The organism is Stenotrophomonas sp. MMGLT7 (assembly GCF_021168555.1).
In the GTDB taxonomy this organism is placed as follows: domain Bacteria; phylum Pseudomonadota; class Gammaproteobacteria; order Xanthomonadales; family Xanthomonadaceae; genus MMGLT7.
Genome location: NZ_JAJOZS010000003.1, coordinates 259,439 through 278,673, shown reverse-complemented (window position 1 = coordinate 278,673; position 19,235 = coordinate 259,439). Strand labels below are relative to the sequence as shown.

The window sequence follows — 19,235 nt, the reverse complement described above, 5'->3', positions numbered from 1 at the left end:
AGCCCGTGCACGATCCCCGCATGGGCGCAGCAGGTGCCGAGCGGTCGCCGTGGCTCAGGAACGACGAGCAGGAGAGCCGGCTGCCCGTAGGAGCGACTTCAGTCGCGACGGGGCTCCACCGGTAAAGCCCCATCGCGACTGAAGTCGCTCCTACGGGAGATCGTGGACAGGTCGCGAGGGCGTCCGCGCCGGTCGCCGCAACGTCCCCGGGCTCCCGCCTTCGCGGGAGCGACGATCGCGGCTTCTCCAGGTTGACCCGCCACGACCGGCCGTGGCCCGTCTTTCCGCCCCGATGAAGCGTTCCGGCGTTGCGAGCACTCCGGCTGCGGAGAAGCGCTTCGGTCGTGGGAGCCGCGGCGACGACGACCGCCTTCGTTGCCTGCGCCGGTGCTTGCGCCCGCATCCCCGCTACGAGGGCGGACACCGCCCGGATCGCGGGCAGGCCGGCGGCGTCGCCGGCCGATGCGGCGGGGCCGCCTTCAGTCCTGGGCCATCCGCGGCAGCCCGGCGGTCGCCAGCCGGTCGATCAGGTGTTCCAGCGTCTGCTGTTCCTGCTCGCTCAGCACCGACATCAGCCGCCGCTCCATCTCGTTGACCAGCGGCGCCACGGTCTCGTAGACCTCGCGCCCGGCGGCCGACAGCGCCAGCATCGAGCGGCGGCGGTCGTCGCCGTGGGTCTCGCGCCTGATGAAGCCGCGCTCCAGCAGCCGCGCCACCGCCCGGCTCACCGCCACCTTGTCCATCGCCGTGCGCTCGGAGACCTGGCTGGCCGACGAGCCGGGATACAGGGCCAGGATGGTGATCACCCGCCATTCCGGGATCGCCATGCCGTAGCGCTCGCCATACACGCGGGCGATGTTGCCGCTGACGCGGTTGGACAGCACGCTGATGCGATAGGGCAGGAATCGCTCCAGGTCCAGCAGGACCTCGTGGCGGGACGGCGGAGGCGTCGGATCGGATGTGCTCATGCTGCGCTGCGTCTTGATGGCTGTTTCATATGAAACTACAAGGAGGCTCGTCTAGGCCCGCTCCATTCTCGCGGGTCTTTCGCCGGCCCGCATAGTCTTTTTTTCCGGGCGGCCTTGCGTGGAGGAAAAACCGATGAGTGCCCAGCCGCAAGCTACCGCCTTCAGGCCCGACCCGGGCATGCAGGTGACCACGTTCGACAACCCGATGGGGATCGACGGTTTCGAGTTCGTCGAGTTCGCCGCGCCGCCCGGCGAGGGCGCGGCGCTGCACACGCTGTTCCGGCGCCTGGGATTCAGCGCGGTGCTGCGGCATCGCACGCGCCCGATCACGGTGTACCGCCAGGGCGGGGTGAACTTCCTGGTCAACCAGGACCCGGACTCGTTCGCCGCCGCATTCGCCGCCGCGCACGGACCGTGCGCCTGCGGCTTCGCCATCCGCTTCCGCAAGCCGGCCGCCGAGGTCTTCGCCACGGTGCTCGGCAACGGCGGCGAGGCGGTGGCCGAGCGCGCCGACACGCGCGCGGTGGACGCGCCGGTGGTCAAGGGCATCGGCGACTGCATGCTGTACCTGGTGGACCGCTACGGCCAGGCCGGCAGCATCTACGACGGCGACTACGTGCCGGTACCCGGCGCCGAGCAGAACCCGCGCGGCTTCGGCCTGACGTTCATCGACCACCTCACGCACAACCTGTACTTCGGCCACATGCAGCAGTGGTCGGACTACTACGAGCGGCTGTTCAACTTCCGCGAGATCCGCTACTTCGACATCAAGGGCGCCAGGACCGGGCTGGTGTCCAAGGCGATGACCGCGCCGGACGGCATCGTGCGCATCCCGCTCAACGAGTCCTCCGACCCCAAGAGCCAGATCAACGAGTACCTGGACGCCTACCACGGCGAAGGCATCCAGCACATCGCCTGCTTCACCGAGAACATCCACGACACGGTGGAGAGCATGCGCGCGGCCGGGGTGGCGTTCCTGGACACGCCGGACGCCTACTTCGACGTGATCGACCAGCGCATCCCCGACCATGGCGAGGACGTGGAGCGGCTGCGCCGCAACCGCATCCTGATCGACGCCGACCCGGACACGAAGAAGCGCAAGCTGCTGCAGATCTTCACCGAGAACTGCATCGGCCCGATCTTCTTCGAGATCATCCAGCGCAAGGGCAACGAGGGCTTCGGCGAAGGCAACTTCCAGGCGCTGTTCGAGAGCATCGAGCGCGACCAGATCAAGCGCGGCGTGCTCTGACGGCGTTATAGCCCCTCTCCCTACGTGAGAGGGGGCGGGGTGAGGGTACGGTGGAATCATGAAGATCAAACCTCCCTTGCCCTCGACCACGCTCAAGAACGCACGCACCCTGCGGCATGAAATGACCGATGCGGAACGCAGGCTTTGGCAATGTCTCCGGGGCAGGCAGCTCGAAGGATTCAAGTTCCGCCGCCAGCATCCTGTTCCTCCCTACGTCGCGGACTTCTGCTGCGAAGAGGCGAGACTGATCATCGAACTGGACGGCTCCCGGCACAGTGAATCCGTCGATGCCGCACGGACGCGGTTTCTCGAAATCCAAGGTTGGAGGGTTGTCCGTTTCTGGAGCCATGATGTCTTGTCGGCGACGGAAAGCGTGATCGAGGCGATCCGGCAGGCGCTGGTGGCGCCGTACCCTCACCCCAACCCCTCTCCCGGTGGGAGAGGGGCTTAGCAGCGAGGCTTCCATGGACAATGCACGCCACTACATGAGCGGTTTCGGCAACGAGTTCGCCACCGAGGCCATCGCCGGCACGCTGCCGGTCGGGCAGAACTCGCCGCAGCGGGTGGCGCACGGGCTGTATGCCGAGCAGCTGTCCGCCACCGCGTTCACCGCGCCGCGCGGGCACAACCGCCGCAGCTGGCTGTACCGCATCCGCCCGGCGGCGGTGCACGGGCGCTTCGAGCCGTTCGCCGGCGCGCCGCGCTTCCACAACGACTTCGGCCACGGCCCGGTCACGCCGGAACAGCTGCGCTGGGACCCGCTGCCGCTGCCCGCCGCGCCGGCGGATTTCGTCGAGGGCATGTACACCATGGCGGGCAACGGTTCGCCGCAGGCCCAGCAGGGCGTGGGCGTCCACGTCTATGCCGCCGACCGCGACATGCGCGGCCGCTGGTTCCACGATGCCGATGGCGAGCTGCTGCTGGTGCCGCAACTGGGCCGCCTGCGCGTCGCCACCGAGCTGGGCGTGCTGGAGATCGAGCCGCAGCAGGTCGCGGTGATCCCGCGCGGCATCCGCTTCCGCGTCGAACTGCCGGACGGGCCGTCGCGCGGCTACGTGCTGGAGAACTTCGGCGCGCTGCTGCGGCTGCCCGATCTCGGCGCGATCGGCGCCAACGGGCTGGCCAACCCGCGCGACTTCCAGGCGCCGGTGGCCGCGTTCGAGGACCTGGAGGGCGACTTCGAGCTGGTGGCCAAGTTCCAGGGCCACCTGTGGCGCGCGCCGATCGACCACAGCCCGCTGGACGTGGTCGCCTGGCACGGCAACTGCGCGCCGTACCGCTACGACCTGCGCCACTTCAACGCGATCGGCTCGATCAGCTTCGACCACCCCGATCCATCGATCTTCACCGTGCTGACCTCGCCCAGCGACACCCCGGGCACGGCCAACGTGGACTTCGCCATCTTCCCGCCGCGCTGGCTGGTGGCCCAGCACACGTTCAGGCCGCCCTGGTTCCACCGCAACGTCGCCAGCGAGCTCATGGGCCTGGTGCATGGCGCCTACGATGCCAAGGCCGAGGGGTTCGTGCCCGGCGGGATCTCGCTGCACAACGCCATTAGCGGACACGGGCCGGACGCGGCGACGTTCGAGAAGGCCTCGCATGCCGACCTGTCGCGGCCGGACGTGATCGCCGGCACCATGGCCTTCATGTTCGAGACCCGCGCGGTGCTGCGCCCGACCATGCAGGCGCTGCAGGCACCGCATCGCCAGGACGACTACCGCAGGTGCTGGGAAGGCCTGCGCAGGCGCTTCGACGGGGGACCGGATGCCGCCCGCTGAGGGCGGTTCGCTTCCTTGCCCGTGCAACGGAAGAGGCGCTGCCGACGTGCGCTCATGCACGGTGGCATGCGCGCATGGCCGCCGTCGGCAGCGCCGGGGGCTTCTCGCCCGCTTTACCCGGTGCGCGTTAGGGTAGGCAGCCGGTCCGAAGGGAGTGCGACGATGATTGCAAGCACCCGCATCCTGCCGCTGGCGCTGCTCGCCCTGCTGGCCGCCTGCGCCCGGCAGCCCGACACGCCGCCGCCGACGGCTGCAACCCCCGCCGGCGATGACGCCGCGGCGCAACCGGCGGCGACCGCTCCTTCCGCCGCCGCCGGGCAGGAGCGCGCGCCGGCGCGCCTGGATGGCTACGGCGACCTGGTGCTGGGCATCAGCGCCGACGAACTGCGGCAAGCCTGGCATGGCGAACTGGACGGCAAGCCGGCCGAGGGCAGCGACTGCTACTACCTGTTCCCGCGCGATGCCGCGGCGCCGCGCGATCTGGCCTTCATGATCGAGCGCGACCGCTTCGTGCGCTACGACGTGGGGACCGATGCGCTGGCCGCGCCCGGCGGCGGCAGGGTGGGCATGGGCCTGGCACGGCTGCAGTCGCTGTACCGCGAGGGCGCCGAGCGCCTGCCGCACAAGTACGTGGATGGCGGCGCCAACCTGCGCGTGGTGCCGCTGCAGCCCGGCCAGGGCGTGCTCAACTTCGAGATCGGCGCCGACGGCACCGTCAGCGCGTGGCGCGTGGGCCTGGCGCCGCAGGTCGACTACGTCGAAGGCTGCTCCTGAGCCTGCGCGCCAGCGCATAGAATCGTCTGCACACGACGCGGGGATGACGACATGCTGGTTGCGACGGGATGGTTCCTGCTGGGATTGCTGCTGCTGGCGCTGGGCGGCGACTCGATCGTCAAGGCCGCCTCCGGGCTGGCGCAGCGCCTTGGCACCTCGCCGTTCGTCGCCGGCCTGCTGCTGGTGGCCTTCGGCACCTCGCTGCCGGAGCTGGCGGTCAACGCCCGCGCCTTCGCGGTCGGCAGCCAGGACCTGGCGCTGGGCAACGCGGTCGGCAGCAACATCGTCAACCTGGGCCTGACCCTGGGGCTGGCGGCGCTGGCCACGCCGCTGCTGGTGCGCGCCCGCGCGCTGGCGCCGCTGCTGCCGGTGCTGGCCGTGGCCACGCTGGCGGTCATCGGCTTCGGCATGGACGGGGTGATCGGCCGCGTCGACGGCATCGTCATGCTGGCCGGCTTCGCCGCGGTGCTGGCGCTGCTGCTGCGGCGTGCGCGCCGCGAGGACGCGCAGGTGCAGGAAACGCTGGCGCAGTACGCGCAGACCCGCACCGCGCTGGGCCTGAACCTGCTGCGGCTGGCGATCGCCATCGTGCTGCTGTACTACGGCGCGCGCTGGGTGGTGCAGGCCGCGCCCCTGCTGGGCGCCGGCTGGGGACTGTCGCCGCTGCTGACCGGCCTGCTGCCGGTGGCGATCGGCACCGCATTGCCGGAAGTGGCCGCGGCGGTGATGGCGGCGCGGCGCGGGCAGGGCGACATGGTGGTCGGCCACGTGATCGGTTCGAGCCTGTTCAACCTGCTGGTGATCATCGGCGGCATGGCGGTGCTGCGGCCGCTGCCGCTGCCGGCCTCGTTCGTGCGGCTGGAACTGCCGGCGGCGATCGCCTTCGCCGCGGTGCTGTACCCGATGCTGCACGGCGACCTGCGGCTCAGCCGCGGCGAGGGCGCGGTGCTGCTGGCCGCGTTCGCGGGCTGGGTGGCGCTGGAGATCGCGCTGCTGGGCTAGGAGCGCCCGCCGGTGATGCAGAGGGCGGCATCGTCATCGCTGTGCGCGAGGGCGTGCAGGAACTGCCAACCAGGGCGAGCCACCCCACCCCCACCGCAATCCAGGCCTGTGGTCGACACCGATCGGCGCGGGATAAAGGTCGCAGAGTTCCGCTGCAGGAGGCATTGCCTGTGGCAACACGAACATAAACCTCGGTGCATGGGAGTTTCGGTCCTGGAGCGAGCGTCGAACGCGGCTACGAATCGCCGTAAACCCATTCCCGGAACAGGGACGACAGGTCGCTTCCGCTGGCCTTCTCCATTGCAACCTGGAAATCTTGGCTTGTCGCCGTCTTTCCGGCATGCTCGCGAGTGAACCTGCGTATGCCATTCCAGAAGGCTTCTTCGCCGAGCACGTTCCGTAAGTGATCCACGAACAACGCCCCTTTGCTGTATTGGATCGCGCGACGGATTCCTAGAGACGGATATGCGCCCGACCAGGCCAGCGGCTTGTCGAACCCCGAAGCGCGTGCGCGTTCCAGTCGACGTTGCGCGCCTTCCAACTCCTCCTGATAGGCGCTTGGGCCGAAGGCGCGCTCTTTCCAGGCCGCAACCATGAATGTTGCGATGCCCTCGTTCAACCAGAAATCCTGCCACGACGCACAGGTTACGAGGTTTCCCCACCATTGGTGGGCCATTTCGTGGGCAATGATCCAGGCGTTGCTTGGCTGCTGCCGCTCGCGGTCCAGTTCTTCCTCGCCGATGAGGGAGAAGGTTGCGGCCTCCTGCGCTTCCCGCTTCGGAACCAGTAGCTGCGTATAACGGCGATCGGGAAGACCCATTCCCGCCTTGTCAGCGAGGAACTGCGCGATGGAGCGGGTTTGCGAGAAGGTCTCGGCAAGATTCCTTTCCCTGCCGGTGCCATCGAGATACACGAGTTCCCCCACGCTGGTCCCGACCGCTTCCTGCGCGAAGATTCCCGCGGCGAATCCGAAAAGGTACGCGGAGTAGGCCCGTGTCGAGCGCCAGCGATGGAGGACCAGTCCGTCGGAGAACGGCAGGAGAGGCAACGCCCGCCCTATGCCCAGCGATGCAATCCCGGCCGGGAGGTATAGATCGAGCGAGAAATGCGCCTTGTTGCCGGGGCGATCCTGCAGGCAGACCATCCAGTCGCAGGCGAAGTAGCTGGTGTAGAGACCATTGCCGGTCCGGACGATCCCTTGGGCGGGTACACCGCTCATCTGGAACCTCAGTGTGGCTCTGTCGCCCTTGCCTAGTGCGTGGGCGGGCGAGAATGCAATGCCATCGAAGGTGCTGGCGACGGCCACCGGCTGGCCGTCGAGCGTCGCGTCCCGGAGCCGTAACGCATTCGGCGAGAACACCAGCCGGTCCAGGCCGTTTCGCGTGCTTTTCAGTACGATGGTTTCGGTTCCCGACAGCGCCGTGGTCGCCAGGTCTGGGCGTAGGGCCACCTCGTAGTGCTCGACCTCGAAGCCGTCACCTGCTACCGGAGCCGAGGCCTGCGCCGCCGCGGCCCGAGCAGCCAGGAGCGTGGCCACGGCAACCGCTGCCCGGCATCCCGCCATCAAGGTCATCCAGATTCCTCAGCGTGTCTTGGCGGCAAGCAGGTGCTTCAGGCCAAGCGTGAATCCGCGTGGGGCGATGCTCAGATGATCCTCGTCGTCGAGCACCTCCAGATCGACGCGTAAAGACGGGTAGTTCCGTTGGCGCAGGCGCTTTTCCATCCTTCGAGCATCGGACACCATGTTTTGCTCCTTGGCGTAACGGGGATCCCCAGGCCTGGTTTCCTCGTATTGCCCTATGTACATGTAGACGCGAGCGGGCAAGTCCCGGTGATCGGCGGCATAGGCCGATTCCATGCCTTCCATGGCGTGGTGGTCGTACCAGTAGGAAGGGCTCCCCAGGATGTAGCCGGAGAACATGGTCGGCTCGGTCAACAGGATCTGCGTGCCAAGCAACGATCCGTAGGAATGACCCAGGAACAGACGCCGTCCCTCGTCGGTTCGGTAATGCTGCGCCACGAATGGCAGAACCTGGTCGCGGAGATAGGCCGAGTAGGCACTCGCTTTGCCGTGAACCGCATCTGGTGGCGCGCTTTTGGGACCGTTCGGTGTCGGGGTGTAGTCGCGCCGGCGGCTGGATGCCCCTGTTTCCCCGGCAGCGTAAGAAAGTCCGACCAGGATGAAGTCGTCGATCTGCTGGTCATCCAGGTTCAATCGGCGGCCGATCTGTCGGATCAGCGGAAAGGCGTAGTCCGCATCGGTGGCGTAGAGAACCGGATAGCGACGCTCGGGATTGTCGGCATAGGAGTGCGGAACGGCGACGAATACCTGGTAGCCGCGGCCGGACACGGGATCGGGCACGTCCCATACCTCGCTGCCGACGATTTCATAGGGCATTCCCTTGCCTCGTTGTCCCCCGAGCACCGACGCCGCCGCCGGGGCGATTGGAGCTTGCGCAGGCATTTCCTCCGAGGACTTGAGAGCCGGTTCCGCGGGCTTGTCGACACAAGCAGCAAGAAGCAACACGACCAGACCTGCCGACAACGATCTATGCACTTTCTCCTCCAGTCAGATCTTGTAAAGGGTTGCAGGCAGGAAGGCCCCCGGGCAGCCGGGGCCCTTCCTGCGGGGGGAAAGCTGTTGCAGCGAATGGCGGGTAGGCGGGGGCTGGCGCTATCCGCTCACTGCAACAAGCGCTCGGGATCCACGCGCTGTCCGTCGCGCAGTGCTTCCAAGTGCAGGTGCGGGCCGGTCACGCGTCCGCTGCGCCCGCTTTGAGCGATCCGTTCGCCTGCCTCGACGTGCTGGCCGACGCGGACGTCGAAGCCGTCCAGGTGTGCGTACAACGTCTGCCAGCCATTGCCGTGGTCCAGTACCACGACGGTGCCGTAGTCCGGTCCGTCCGGATACTGCGTGGTGGCCGCCACCACGATGCCCGCGGCCGGCGCGAACACCGGCGTGCCGACACGCGTGCCGAAGTCGGTGCCACGATGCGGCCGCGCCCGTATGCTGCCGGTGTCGCCGAAACGACCGGTGATCCTGGGCTGCGCCAGAGGGGGATCGAGACGGAAGGATGTCGCCTCCGCAGGTGGCGCGGCCGCGAGTACTTCGTCGCGAGAAGATCGAGAAGACGTGGCCGGATCGGAATGTGCGGCCGTCGCTGGCGCGGCCAAGCCCAGCTGCAGCAGCGACATCAGTCCGATGGCTGCCGCTCCCAGGCCCGTCAAGCTCATGCCTGACGCGCGAGACAACATGCGGTTTGCATCGCCGTGCAGCATGTGTCTGATCCGCAGCGAATGACCGGCGACGCCTCGCGGGTTCAACACGGTGGCCAGTACGGTCATGGACGCATGTTTCCTAAGCGTATGCAGGTAAGCGTCGGCGAGTGCTCGCCGTGCCGCCGCGTCGCCATTGATCGCATGCGCATCGCAGCACAGTTCCGAGGCCATCTGCACCCGCGCGGCAATGCGGCGCACGAATGGGTTGAACCAGAGCAGCGCTCCGATTGCCGACATCAGCAGGCTACGTTGCGGGTCGCGCAACATCAGGTGCGCGGCTTCGTGGCGGATGACCAGCCGCAGTCCGGCATCGCCCATCTGCGCCAGGGTATCGATGGGCAGGACGATGGTCGGACGCGGCCAGCGCACCGCGAAGGGGGTTATCGATCTCGTGGTGGCACGCATGGAGACGCCGGACTGCGCCAGCCGGGCGGCTTCCGCTGCGGACGCCATGCCCGGCCACGCGGCAGGATCGATGGGGCGAGCGCTCCGGACGACGTTCGCGATGACTGCACTGCTGCGCAGCCAGCGCAACAGCACGATGCCCAGCCCGGTGGCATAGACACAGGCAAGCATGGCAGCCAGGGGGAGCGAGGGCTGTACTTGAATCGGCAACATGGTTGCGACGCCGGGTGTGGCCAAACCCTGGTCGATGGCGATCGGCAGCGGTAACGCAAGCGGCAGCGTGCCAGCGGCACCGGGCAAGCAGGCCTGCAGGATCGCGACCAACAACGGGGGCAGCGTTGCCAGCAGCCAGATGCCGGTCCAGTAGCCGCGTGCGGCATGCGACAACCGCAGGCGCGCATGCAGACGCTTGCCAACGCCGAGCGCCAGCCCGGTCACGACCAGGCTGGAGGCGGCATGCACGATCCAGAAGGTGGGCGACGGCAAGCTCATTCGCGATTCCCCTCGGCAGTGCCATCGCGTAGCAGCGATTCAAGCTGCTCGAGTTCGCTTTCGCTCAACAAGCGGCTGTCCGCGAAGGCCTGCGCAGGCAGTGGGCCGTCGATTTCGAGGACGCGCTTGGCGAAGTCCGCGCTCAGCGTGGCCACTGTCGCCACCTTGCTCACCTTGGCCCGATAGACATTGAGCCCGTGTTCGGAACCTTCGGCGACCAAGCCCTTGTCGACCATCCGCTCCAGCGTCTTGCGCGTGGATGAGTACGACCATTCCAGTGTGGGCGAGACCGCGTTATGCAGTTCGCGGGCGCTGCACGTGCCATGCCGCCATAGGCATTTGAGCAGTTCCAGTTCTGCGTTGGAGGGAGCGGGAAGAGGGCGCATCATCGAGGCTCATTCGACCGATGTCGTCATCGTGCGACATATGTCGCATCACTGTCAAACCGGCCCGCCATGCCGACTCGCGAACGCAGATGCGACTGTGGTGCCCAAGGTGTCCGTCGGTGCCGCCCACGCGGGGCACCGGGCCGTTGCGAGCTCTGTGCCCGGCTCTAGGACCGATCTGCCTCGCCGTCGCGCCCGGCCAGCTTCTCGGCGATGTCCGGCGGCGGCAGCCCTTCCTCCTGGGCGCTCTCGCCCGGCGGCAGCGCCGGGCGCTGCTCCATGAACAGCGACAGCGAAGCCTTGGCCATCATGTGCGCGCTGATCGGCGCGGTGATGAACAGGAACGCGGTGATCAGCAGCTCGCGCGGCTGGGGGTCCTCGCCGAGGAAGATGTGGTAGCCGACCGAGCCCAGCAGCACGCAGCCCACGCCCAGCGTGCTGGCCTTGGTCGGGGCGTGCAGGCGCTTGAAGAAGTCGTCCAGCTTCACCAGGCCGAAGGCGCCGACCAGGATGAAGAAGCAGCCGATGATCAGCAGGATGCCCAGCAGGTATTCGGTGAAGTCGATCATTCGATGATGTCCCGGCGGATGACGTACTTGCTCAGCACCACGGTGCTGCCGAAGCCGAGCATGGCGATCACCAGCGCCGCCTCGAAGTACACCGGCGAATCCAGGTGCATGCCGAACAGCATCAGCTCGGCGATGGCGGTGACCGAGAGCGTGTCCAGCGCCAGGATGCGGTCGGGCACGGACGGCCCGCGCAGCAGCCGCCACAGCGCCAGCATCATCGCCAGCCCGACCACGTGCATGCACACGACGATGGTGGTCTCGATGAAGATGTAGCCGTTCATGGGTGTGCTCCGTTCATGGGAATACCTCCATCAGGGGCGCCTCGTAGCGCTTCTTGATGTCGCGGATCAGGGTATCCGGGTCGTCCAGGTGCAGCACGTGCACCAGCAGGTACTTGCGGTCGTCCGACAGCGCCGCCGACACCGTGCCCGGGGTCAGGGTGATCATGCTGGTGAGCGCGGCGATGCCGTGGATGTTGGCGATGTCCAGCGGCAGCCAGATGAAGCCGGGATGGATGCGCGACTGCGGCCCCAGCACCTGCAGGGCGACCTTGACGTTGGAGCGCACGATGTCCCAGGCGGTCACGCACAGCATCTTCGGGATCGGCCGCAGCGAGCCGATGCGGGCGAACTCGCGGTCCAGCCGCGCGGCGAACAGCGGCACCACCAGTGCCATCGCCGCGCCCATCACCCACACCGAGGCGCCGATGCTGTCGCTCAGCAGCACCCAGAACACGAACACGGTCAGGCTCAGCGGCCAGGACGGCATCAGGCGCTTGAAAAGGGGCGGCTTGTTCGGGGTCATGGCTGCCTCGTCTGCGGTTGAGTGTCCTGCAACTGTTCGACATAGCGGGCCGGATCGCCCAGCTGCTGCGCGGCCTGCCCGGTGTAGCGCATCAGCGGCGCGGCGAACAGCGTCATCGCCACCACGTAGCCGATCAGCACGCCGGTGGCCACGGTCTCGGTGCGGCGTGCGCCGGCGCTGCGCACCGGCGGCGGCGCCTCCTCGCTGCTGTGCTCGGGCACGCGCCAGAACAGGCGGATGCCGGCGCGGGTCAGGCCCACCACCACCAGCAGGCTGCTGGCCAGCATCGCGGTCCACACCGGCAGCGTGAGCGCGGCCGGCGTGGCGGCCAGGATGCCGGCCTTGGCCAGGAAGCCGGACAGCGGCGGCAGCCCGGCCACGCCGATGGCGGCGACCATGAACATCGCACCCGGCAGCGCCCGGCCGGGCAGCGGCGCGACGATGTGGACGCTGTCGCTGGCCATGCTGCCGCGGCGGCGGCGCATCAGCTCGGCGACCATGAACAGCGCGGCGGCGACGAAGCAGCTGTGCGGCAGGTAGTACAGGCCGGCGGCGACCGCCCCGGCGCTGTCCATGGAGAAGGCGATGAACAGCGTCGCCGCCGAGAACACCACCAGGTACGACACCAGCACCCGCAGCCGGGTGGCGGCCATCACCCCCAGCGCGGCCAGCACCAGCGTGGCGATGCCGGCCCACAGCAGCGCGTCGCGGGCGAAGCCGGCCATCGCCCCGGCGCCGTCGCCGAACCACAGCGAGGTGGTGCGCAGCACCGCGTACAGGCCGACCTTGGTCATGATCACGAACAGTGCCGCGATCGCCGCCGGCGCGCGCGAGTAGGCCTCCGGCAGCCACAGGTACATCGGCATCAGCGCCGCCTTGGCGCAGAACACCACCAGCAGCAGCCCCAGCGCGGCCTTGACCAGCGGCAGGTTGGCGGCCGGCACGCCGGCCACGCGCTGCGACAGCTCGGCCATGTTGAGCGATCCCAGCAGCGCGTACAGCAGGCCCAGCGCGACCAGGAACAGCGTCGAGGCGGCGACGTTGAAGATCACGTAGTGCAGGCCGATGCGCATGCGCAGCCCGCGCCCGCCCGACAGCAGCAGGCCGTAGGAGGCGATCAGCATCACCTCGAAGAACACGAACAGGTTGAAGATGTCGCCGGTCAGGAACGCGCCGTTCAGGCCCATCAGCTGGAACTGGAACAGCGCGTGGAAGTGCGGCGCGCGCCGGTCCCAGCCGGCGCAGGCGTGCAGCAGGCAGGGGATGGCCAGCAGCAGCACGGTCAGCAGCATCCACGCCGACAGCCGGTCGGCCATCAGCGCGATGCCCAGCCGCGACGGCCAGTCGCCGAGCAGGTACACCAGCACCTGGCCGCCGCTGGCGCGCGCGAACAAGGCCGCCACCGCCGCCGCCAGCGCGGCCATCGACAGCCAGGCCACGGTGCGGCGCACCCGGTGGCCGTAGCGGCGGTGCTCGACGAACAGCGACAGCGACGCGCCCAGCAGCGGGATCAGGATCGGCAGGATCAACAGGTGGTTCACGCGCGATCCTCCGGCGCCGGCGCCTCTTCTTCCACGGTCTCGTGCGCGTCGACGTGGTCGCTGCGGTTGTCCGCGCGCGAGCGCATCGCCAGCACCAGGCTCACCGCGGTCATCGCGAAGGCGATCACGATCGCGGTCAGCACCAGCGCCTGCGGCAGCGGGTCGGTGTGGTGCGCCAGGTCGGCGGCCACGCCGTCCTCGAGCACCGGCGGCATGCCTTCGCGCAGGCGGCCGCCGGCGAAGATCAGCAGGTTGGTGGCGTAGGACAGGAAGGTCAGGCCGAGGATCACGTCGAAGCTGCGCGCGCGCAGCATCAGGTAGATGCCGATCGCGGCCAGTACGCCGATGGCGCTTGCCAGTGCCAGTTCCATTAGGGTGTGTCTCCGGTTGCCGGACAGGCCGCGCCGTTCTTGCGCGCCTCCGGGGCAAGGAAGAGGGAGGAAGTGGACATGAGTCCACGCCCGAGCGATGACGCCGCATCCGGGGACGCGCAAGAACGGCCCTTCGGGTTGGGCCTGCCTGGCCGCCAGCCGGCGCCGCGCGGCTTGGCCTGACGGCCAGTCAGGCGCTGCGCCACGCAACACCGGCTGGCGGCCAGGCAGACCCAACGCGACCTGTTCGGCAACCGGAGACACACCCTAGTGCATCTCCCCGGTCAGCGGCGAACGTCGTGCCGGGTCGATCGTGCCGCGCTGCGAGCTGCGCGTGCGCGAGGGCTTGATCGTGCCCATCATCGTCAGCACCAGCATCGCCGTGCCGAACACCACCAGGTAGACGCCGGTATCGAAGCCCAGCGCGCTGGCCAGTTCGGTCTTGCCCAGCACCGGCAGCTGCAGTTCCAGGTGCCCGCTGGTGAGGAACGGCACCCCGAACAGCATCGACGCCGCGCCGCTGACCAGCGCCAGCAGCAGGCCGATGCCGACCAGGCGGATGTAGTCGAAGCCGAAGCGCGACTGCACCGAGGCCGCGCCCTGGATCACGTACTGCATCAGCAGCGGCACCGCCAGCACCAGCCCGGCGATGAAGCCGCCGCCGGGCGCGTTGTGGCCGCGCAGGAACAGGAAGATCGACACCGTGAGCGTGAGCGGGAACATCAGCTGCGCCAGGTCGGCCGGCACCGGCAGCTTGATTGGCGCGCCCGGCATCGCCTTCTCCGGCGCGATCCGCGCGCGCCGCAGCAGCGCATGCACGATCAGCCCGGCGATGGCGAACACGGTGATCTCGCCGAAGGTATCGAAGCCGCGGAAGTCCACCAGGATCACGTTGACCACGTTGCGGCCGTAGGCCTCGGGCAGCGAGCGCGACAGCAGCTCGCCGGCCATGGTCTGGCTGGGACGGGTCATCACCGAGTACGCCAGCGCCGCCAGGCCCGCGCCGGCCACCACCGCCACCGTGGCGTCGCGCCAGCGCCGCAGCCGCGAGCGGCCGGGCGGCGAGGACTTGGGCAGGTAGTTCATCGCCAGCAGCATCAGCACCAGCGTGACCATCTCCACCAGCAGCTGGGTCAGCGCCAGGTCCGGCGCCGACAGGAACACGAACACCAGGCTCACCGCCAGCCCGGTGCCGCCGAGCACGATCACCGCCAGCAGCCGCTGCCGGTGCAGGAACAGCGCGCCCAGCGCGCAGGCCAGCATCAGCAGCCACAGCGCCCAGCCCAGCAGCGGGATCGGCTGCGGCGCCGGCCAGCCCGGTCCGGCCGGCGCGCCCACGAAGGGCGCCGCGGCCACGACCATGGCGGTGAGCACCAGCATCAGCAGCATGCGCTGCAGGCTGCCGTTGGCCACCTTCGCGGTGAACCCGGCCGAGAACCCGAACGCGGCATCGAGCAGGCGGTCGAACAGCCCCTTGCCCTGCGAGACGTTGTTCACCGCATGCAGGTCCAGCCAGCGGCGCAGGCCCAGGTACAGCGCCACGCCGGCGGCCACGCCCACCAGGCTCATCGCCAGCGGGCCGTTGAAGCCGTGCCAGACCGCCAGGCTGTACTCGGGCATGGCATCGCCCAGGATCGAGCTGGCGGCCACGTGCAGCACCGGGGCGATGGTCCAGGCCGGGGCCACGCCCACCGCCACGCACACCAGCACCAGGATCTCCACCGGGATCTTCATCCAGCGCGGCGGCTCGTGCGGGGTGCGGTCCAGCTCGCGCGGGCCCTTGCCGAAGAAGGTCTCGTAGACGAAGCGCAGGCTGTAGGCGACCGCCAGCGCGCCGGCCACCAGCGCGGCCACGGCGGTGGCGATGCGCATCGGCTCGGGCGAGGGCGTCTCCAGCGCCACCGCGAAGAACATCTCCTTGGACAGGAAGCCGTTGAGCAGCGGGATGCCGGCCATCGCCAGCGAGGCGATGATCGCCAGCGTGCTGGTATAGGGCATCAGCCGGCGCAGGCCGCCCAGCCGGCGGATGTCGCGGGTGCCGGTCTCGTGGTCGATGATGCCGGCGGCCATGAACAGCGAGCACTTGAACACGGCGTGGTTGAGGATGTGGAACACGCCGGCCACCACCGCCATCGGCGTGGACAGGCCGAACAGCATGGTGATCAGGCCCAGGTGCGAGATCGTCGAGTACGCCAGCAGGCCCTTGAGGTCCTGCTGGAAGATCGCGTTCCAGGCGCCGATCAGCAGCGTCACCGCGCCGATGCCGGTGACCGTGTAGAAGAACAGCTCGCTGCCGGCCAGCGCCGGGTGCAGCCGCGCCAGCAGGAACACGCCGGCCTTCACCATCGTCGCCGAGTGCAGGTACGCCGACACCGGCGTCGGCGCCGCCATCGCGTGCGGCAGCCAGAAATGGAACGGGAACTGCGCGCTCTTGGTGAAGATGCCGGCCAGCACCAGCATCAGCGCATACGGGTACAGCGCGCTGGCGCGGATCTGCTCGCCGGCGGCCAGCACCGCGTCCAGGTCGTAGCTGCCGACGATGCGGCCGATCAGCAGCACCCCGCCGAGCAGCGCCAGGCCGCCGGCGCCGGTGATCACCAGCGCCATGCGCGCGCCCTCGCGGGCGTCGCGGCGGTGGGTCCAGAAGCCGATCAGCAGGAACGAGCTGAGGCTGGTCAGCTCCCAGAACACCACCAGCAACAGCAGGTTGCCCGACAGCACCATGCCCAGCATCGCGCCCATGAACAGCAGCAGGAACGCGTAGAAGCGCGGCATCGAGTCGCGCTCGCTGAGGTAGTAGCGCGCGTACATCACCACCAGCGCGCCGATCGCCAGCACCAGCCCGGCGAACATCCACGCCAGCCCGTCCAGGCGCAGGGTGAACATCAGGCCGATCTGCGGCAGCCAGGCGTGTTCGCTGCGCACCAGCCGCCCGTCCAGCACCGCGGGTGCCAGCCATGCCAGCACCAGCAGGCCCAGCAGGGGAGCGCTGGCGGCCAGCCAGGCACAGGTGTTGCGGGAGGTGCCGCGCACTGCGGCAACGGCCACGGCCATCAGGAATGGCAGTGCCAACAGGAGTTCGAGATAAGGCATGCAGGGAATGCGTGATTCGCGAGCAGGGTAAGCAGTCTAGCAGCCGGATTGCGACGATCCCGTCGTCATGTGCGCGGATCTGCGTTGCAAAAGTACCGCGGCTGGCTCGCGCGGCCTTCCCGGTGTCCGCTCGGCGGGCGCGAACGGCGGCGCGCCGCCGCGATCCGATGCGCCCGCGCACTTGGCTATGCTTGCGCGATGCCCACGCCTGCCACGACCACCCCTCCACCCCGGCGCGCGTTGCTGTTCGGCGGCAGCGGGCAGATCGGTGCCCGCGTCATCGACGGCCTGCTGCTGCGCGGATGGCAGGTGCAGGCGCTGTCGCGGCAGCCGCGGCCGCCGCGCCCCGGCCTGCACTGGCTGGCCGGCGAGCTGGCCACGCTGGCGCCGCTGCCCGGCCGCTACGACGCCATCCTCAGCTGCGGCCCGCTGGATCATTTCGCACGCTGGTACGCACAGGCCGGCGCGGATGCGCCGCGCGTGCTCGCCTTCGGTTCCACCAGCGTCGAGGTCAAGCGCGACTCGGCCGATCCGTACGAGCGCGACCTGGCGGCGCGGCTGCACCGGGGCGAGGAGCAACTGTTCGCCGCCGCCGCCGGCAGGGACGCCGCGGCCACGCTGCTGCGCCCGACCCTGGTCTACGGCGCCGGGCAGGACCGCACGCTGGCGGCGATCGCGGCGCTGGCCCGGCGCACCGGCTTCTTCGTGCTGCCGCGCGATGCCCGCGGGCGGCGCCAGCCGGTGCACGTGCAGGACCTGGCCGACGCCGCGCTGGCGGCGCTGGACGCCCCGGCCAGCTTCGGCCAGCGCTACGCCCTCGGCGGCGGCGAGGTGCTCGACTACCGCGACATGGTCGCGCGCGTGCTGGCCTCGCTGCATCCGCCGGCACGCCTGCTGACGGTGCCGGCGGCGGCGTTCTCGCTGTTGCTGTCCGGCGCGCATGCGCTGGGCCGGCTGCGCGGGCTCAACCGCGCCGCGCTGCGGCGCATGCGCGAGGACCTGGTGTTCGACATCGAGCCGGCGCGGCGCGACTTCGGCTATGGGCCGCGCGAGTTCCGGCCGCAGGACGCGATCGCCGCGCCGCCCGCAGGCCCAGCTTCGACGGCCCGCTGACGCGACCGGGCGCAGGCCGGGATCGTGCCGGCCGGCTGTACTTGAGCGCACGAATCGTGTCGAATCCGGGCATGCCGCCCCTTCCCGGCGGCGAGGAAACCACGATGGCACTGCAATGGCGCGACACGAGCGAACGCTACGGCATCGTCAGCCGCGGCCTGCACTGGGGCATGGCCGTGCTGCTGGCGCTGCAGTTCCTCGGCATGGGCCTGAAGCTGGCCGTGGGGCGCACCCCGCTGACCTCGTTCTTCGTCTCCAACCACGCGCCGCTGGGCGTGCTGCTGCTGGTGCTGTGCGTGCTGCGGATCGGCTGGGGGCTGGCCAACGCGCGGCGCCGGCCGCGGCAGCGCAGGGACCTGCTGGGACGGCTGGCGCTGGCCGGGCATGGCGCGCTGTACCTGCTGATGCTGCTGGTGCCGACGCTGGCGCTGCTGCGGCTGTACGGGTCCGGGCGCGGCTTCCGCCCCTACGGCATCGAACTGATCGCGCCGAGCGAGCGCAAGCTCGAGTGGACGGAACTGCCGGCCGAACTGCTGCACGGCGAACTCGCCTGGGTCATGCTGGCGCTGATCGCCGGCCACGTGGCGATGGCACTGCTGCACCGCTTCTGGTGGCGCGACGGCGTGCTCGCCAGGATGTGGGGCGGCCGCGCCCGTGCGCGCAGGCCCGCCGCGTCGGCTGACGAAATGCCGGCCTGAGACGGCCGCCGCCGGTCGCTCGCCTGCCTCGCGGGCAGCGCGGCCGCCATGGCAGTCGCGCGCAGGCCCGCGGGCGCCCGGCGGTCAGTAGTCCCATCCCATCTGCCGGTAGACCTTGGCCAGCACCCAGGCCGGGCCGATCAGCAGGTAGGTCAGGTCGGTGAGGAAGCTCGGCCTGCGGCCCTCGAACCTGTGGCCGACGAACTGCGCGATCCACGCGACCACGAACACCCCGATCCCCGTCCACAGCAGCCCCGGCAGGCCCAGCCGCGCCTCCAGCAGCCGGCACAGGCAGCCGCAGAAGAAGAACACCGCCAGCATGCCCAGGCCCAGCGGCCGCGACAGCCGGTTGTAGTACGCCCACGCCGCGAACATCGCCAGCGCCGCCCAGATGCCCTGCTGGAACCAGGTGATCAGCGGCGGCAGGCACCACAGGATCGCCACCACCGACCACAGGATCGCCGGCACCGCGACCACGTGGATGCGCTGGTTCACCGCGTTGCGGTGGTCGTCGGAGTAGCTGGCGAAGTAGCGGTCGAGGGGCCGGGTGGCGGGACTGGCATTCATCGTTTCCCTCCCAGGAATCGGTCGGCCAGCATAGCGCCAACCCTCCTGCAGCGTGGCCCGGCAACCGTCGCGGGGCGGGGTGCGGGGGGCGTTGCCTCCGGCGGCATGCGCACGATCGGACCGGCACACTGCTGCGACCAGCATGG

Annotated in this window: 19 protein-coding genes; 7 read left to right on the top strand and 12 right to left on the bottom strand. The window is 69.4% G+C overall.

Features of this window, described 5'->3' with window-relative positions:
* Window positions 1-479: 479 nt before the first annotated feature.
* Window positions 480-968 (bottom strand): MarR family winged helix-turn-helix transcriptional regulator, encoded by a 489-nt coding sequence (locus tag LRX76_RS05980; RefSeq protein WP_231803074.1) that lies wholly within the window; start codon window positions 966-968, stop codon window positions 480-482.
* Between the two features lie 133 nt (window positions 969-1,101).
* On the opposite strand from LRX76_RS05980, the gene hppD reads away from it, so the two are divergent.
* The 5 genes from hppD (at window position 1,102) to LRX76_RS05955 (ending at window position 5,771) form a co-directional block, all read left to right on the top strand.
* On the top strand, window positions 1,102-2,217 hold the full coding sequence (gene hppD, locus LRX76_RS05975) for a 4-hydroxyphenylpyruvate dioxygenase (protein ID WP_231803072.1): 1,116 nt from the start codon (window positions 1,102-1,104) through the stop codon (window positions 2,215-2,217).
* A gap of 58 nt (window positions 2,218-2,275) precedes the next feature.
* Window positions 2,276-2,668 carry a DUF559 domain-containing protein gene (locus LRX76_RS05970; RefSeq protein WP_231803070.1) on the top strand — a complete coding sequence of 131 codons (393 nt, stop codon included), beginning with the start codon at window positions 2,276-2,278 and terminating at the stop codon, window positions 2,666-2,668.
* A gap of 13 nt (window positions 2,669-2,681) precedes the next feature.
* On the top strand, window positions 2,682-3,995 hold the full coding sequence (hmgA, locus tag LRX76_RS05965) for a homogentisate 1,2-dioxygenase (protein WP_231803068.1): 1,314 nt from the start codon (window positions 2,682-2,684) through the stop codon (window positions 3,993-3,995).
* Window positions 3,996-4,157: 162 nt separating this feature from the next.
* Window positions 4,158-4,769 (top strand): lectin, encoded by a 612-nt coding sequence (locus LRX76_RS05960; protein WP_231803066.1) that lies wholly within the window; start codon window positions 4,158-4,160, stop codon window positions 4,767-4,769.
* Between the two features lie 51 nt (window positions 4,770-4,820).
* Window positions 4,821-5,771 carry a calcium/sodium antiporter gene (locus LRX76_RS05955; RefSeq protein ID WP_231803064.1) on the top strand — a complete coding sequence of 317 codons (951 nt, stop codon included), beginning with the start codon at window positions 4,821-4,823 and terminating at the stop codon, window positions 5,769-5,771.
* A 235-nt stretch (window positions 5,772-6,006) separates the two neighbouring features.
* Here LRX76_RS05955 and LRX76_RS05950 read toward each other — a convergent pair whose 3' ends face one another.
* From LRX76_RS05950 to LRX76_RS05905, 10 genes are all read right to left on the bottom strand, one after another.
* Entirely contained in the window at window positions 6,007-7,344 is a 1,338-nt protein-coding gene (locus LRX76_RS05950; RefSeq protein WP_231803062.1) for a M1 family aminopeptidase, read from the bottom strand.
* Window positions 7,345-7,353: 9 nt separating this feature from the next.
* On the bottom strand, window positions 7,354-8,235 hold the full coding sequence (locus LRX76_RS05945) for an alpha/beta hydrolase-fold protein (RefSeq protein WP_231803367.1): 882 nt from the start codon (window positions 8,233-8,235) through the stop codon (window positions 7,354-7,356).
* A gap of 218 nt (window positions 8,236-8,453) precedes the next feature.
* Window positions 8,454-9,947 (bottom strand): M23/M56 family metallopeptidase, encoded by a 1,494-nt coding sequence (locus tag LRX76_RS05940; protein ID WP_231803060.1) that lies wholly within the window; start codon window positions 9,945-9,947, stop codon window positions 8,454-8,456.
* A complete protein-coding gene (locus LRX76_RS05935; protein ID WP_231803058.1) occupies window positions 9,944-10,333 on the bottom strand; it encodes a BlaI/MecI/CopY family transcriptional regulator in 390 nt (129 codons plus the stop codon). The genes LRX76_RS05940 and LRX76_RS05935 overlap by 4 nt, the downstream gene beginning before the upstream one ends.
* Window positions 10,334-10,500: 167 nt before the next feature.
* Complete coding sequence (locus tag LRX76_RS05930) at window positions 10,501-10,902, bottom strand: Na+/H+ antiporter subunit G (RefSeq protein ID WP_231803056.1); 402 nt, start codon at window positions 10,900-10,902, stop codon at window positions 10,501-10,503.
* On the bottom strand, window positions 10,899-11,183 hold the full coding sequence (locus tag LRX76_RS05925) for a K+/H+ antiporter subunit F (RefSeq protein WP_231803054.1): 285 nt from the start codon (window positions 11,181-11,183) through the stop codon (window positions 10,899-10,901). Before LRX76_RS05925 ends, LRX76_RS05930 begins: the two co-directional genes overlap by 4 nt.
* A 13-nt stretch (window positions 11,184-11,196) precedes the next feature.
* Window positions 11,197-11,706 carry a Na+/H+ antiporter subunit E gene (locus LRX76_RS05920; RefSeq protein WP_231803052.1) on the bottom strand — a complete coding sequence of 170 codons (510 nt, stop codon included), beginning with the start codon at window positions 11,704-11,706 and terminating at the stop codon, window positions 11,197-11,199.
* Window positions 11,703-13,247 (bottom strand): monovalent cation/H+ antiporter subunit D, encoded by a 1,545-nt coding sequence (locus tag LRX76_RS05915; RefSeq protein ID WP_231803050.1) that lies wholly within the window; start codon window positions 13,245-13,247, stop codon window positions 11,703-11,705. Before LRX76_RS05915 ends, LRX76_RS05920 begins: the two co-directional genes overlap by 4 nt.
* Entirely contained in the window at window positions 13,244-13,618 is a 375-nt protein-coding gene (locus tag LRX76_RS05910; RefSeq protein WP_231803048.1) for a Na+/H+ antiporter subunit C, read from the bottom strand. Before LRX76_RS05910 ends, LRX76_RS05915 begins: the two co-directional genes overlap by 4 nt.
* Window positions 13,619-13,885: 267 nt before the next feature.
* Window positions 13,886-16,711, bottom strand: coding sequence for a monovalent cation/H+ antiporter subunit A (locus LRX76_RS05905; protein ID WP_231803046.1), 2,826 nt, complete (start codon window positions 16,709-16,711; stop codon window positions 13,886-13,888).
* 198 nt (window positions 16,712-16,909) lie between these two features.
* Between LRX76_RS05905 and LRX76_RS05900 the strand changes: the two genes are divergently transcribed.
* Together LRX76_RS05900 and LRX76_RS05895 are read left to right on the top strand one after the other, a co-directional pair.
* The gene (locus tag LRX76_RS05900) at window positions 16,910-17,824 is read left to right on the top strand and encodes an SDR family oxidoreductase (protein ID WP_231803044.1); all 915 of its coding nucleotides are present in this window, start codon (window positions 16,910-16,912) and stop codon (window positions 17,822-17,824) included.
* 71 nt (window positions 17,825-17,895) lie between these two features.
* The gene (locus tag LRX76_RS05895) at window positions 17,896-18,522 is read left to right on the top strand and encodes a cytochrome b (protein WP_231803042.1); all 627 of its coding nucleotides are present in this window, start codon (window positions 17,896-17,898) and stop codon (window positions 18,520-18,522) included.
* A gap of 84 nt (window positions 18,523-18,606) precedes the next feature.
* On the opposite strand, the gene LRX76_RS05890 is transcribed toward LRX76_RS05895, so the two are convergent.
* Window positions 18,607-19,089, bottom strand: a complete 483-nt coding sequence (locus LRX76_RS05890) for an Mpo1-like protein (RefSeq protein ID WP_231803040.1) — start codon at window positions 19,087-19,089, stop codon at window positions 18,607-18,609.
* Window positions 19,090-19,235 lie beyond the last annotated feature (146 nt).

What these genes read in the sequence shown, in the direction of transcription:
- LRX76_RS05980 (WP_231803074.1), bottom strand. Translation starts at nt 968, where the DNA reads ATGAGCACATCCGATCCGACGCCTCCGCCGTCCCGCCACGAGGTCCTG.
- hppD (WP_231803072.1), top strand. Translation starts at nt 1,102, where the DNA reads ATGAGTGCCCAGCCGCAAGCTACCGCCTTCAGGCCCGACCCGGGCATG.
- LRX76_RS05970 (WP_231803070.1), top strand. Translation starts at nt 2,276, where the DNA reads ATGAAGATCAAACCTCCCTTGCCCTCGACCACGCTCAAGAACGCACGC.
- hmgA (WP_231803068.1), top strand. Translation starts at nt 2,682, where the DNA reads ATGGACAATGCACGCCACTACATGAGCGGTTTCGGCAACGAGTTCGCC.
- LRX76_RS05960 (WP_231803066.1), top strand. Translation starts at nt 4,158, where the DNA reads ATGATTGCAAGCACCCGCATCCTGCCGCTGGCGCTGCTCGCCCTGCTG.
- LRX76_RS05955 (WP_231803064.1), top strand. Translation starts at nt 4,821, where the DNA reads ATGCTGGTTGCGACGGGATGGTTCCTGCTGGGATTGCTGCTGCTGGCG.
- LRX76_RS05950 (WP_231803062.1), bottom strand. Translation starts at nt 7,344, where the DNA reads ATGACCTTGATGGCGGGATGCCGGGCAGCGGTTGCCGTGGCCACGCTC.
- LRX76_RS05945 (WP_231803367.1), bottom strand. Translation starts at nt 8,235, where the DNA reads ATGCCTGCGCAAGCTCCAATCGCCCCGGCGGCGGCGTCGGTGCTCGGG.
- LRX76_RS05940 (WP_231803060.1), bottom strand. Translation starts at nt 9,947, where the DNA reads ATGAGCTTGCCGTCGCCCACCTTCTGGATCGTGCATGCCGCCTCCAGC.
- LRX76_RS05935 (WP_231803058.1), bottom strand. Translation starts at nt 10,333, where the DNA reads ATGCGCCCTCTTCCCGCTCCCTCCAACGCAGAACTGGAACTGCTCAAA.
- LRX76_RS05930 (WP_231803056.1), bottom strand. Translation starts at nt 10,902, where the DNA reads ATGATCGACTTCACCGAATACCTGCTGGGCATCCTGCTGATCATCGGC.
- LRX76_RS05925 (WP_231803054.1), bottom strand. Translation starts at nt 11,183, where the DNA reads ATGAACGGCTACATCTTCATCGAGACCACCATCGTCGTGTGCATGCAC.
- LRX76_RS05920 (WP_231803052.1), bottom strand. Translation starts at nt 11,706, where the DNA reads ATGACCCCGAACAAGCCGCCCCTTTTCAAGCGCCTGATGCCGTCCTGG.
- LRX76_RS05910 (WP_231803048.1), bottom strand. Translation starts at nt 13,618, where the DNA reads ATGGAACTGGCACTGGCAAGCGCCATCGGCGTACTGGCCGCGATCGGC.
- LRX76_RS05905 (WP_231803046.1), bottom strand. Translation starts at nt 16,711, where the DNA reads ATGCCTTATCTCGAACTCCTGTTGGCACTGCCATTCCTGATGGCCGTG.
- LRX76_RS05900 (WP_231803044.1), top strand. Translation starts at nt 16,910, where the DNA reads ATGCCCACGCCTGCCACGACCACCCCTCCACCCCGGCGCGCGTTGCTG.
- LRX76_RS05895 (WP_231803042.1), top strand. Translation starts at nt 17,896, where the DNA reads ATGCCGCCCCTTCCCGGCGGCGAGGAAACCACGATGGCACTGCAATGG.
- LRX76_RS05890 (WP_231803040.1), bottom strand. Translation starts at nt 19,089, where the DNA reads ATGAATGCCAGTCCCGCCACCCGGCCCCTCGACCGCTACTTCGCCAGC.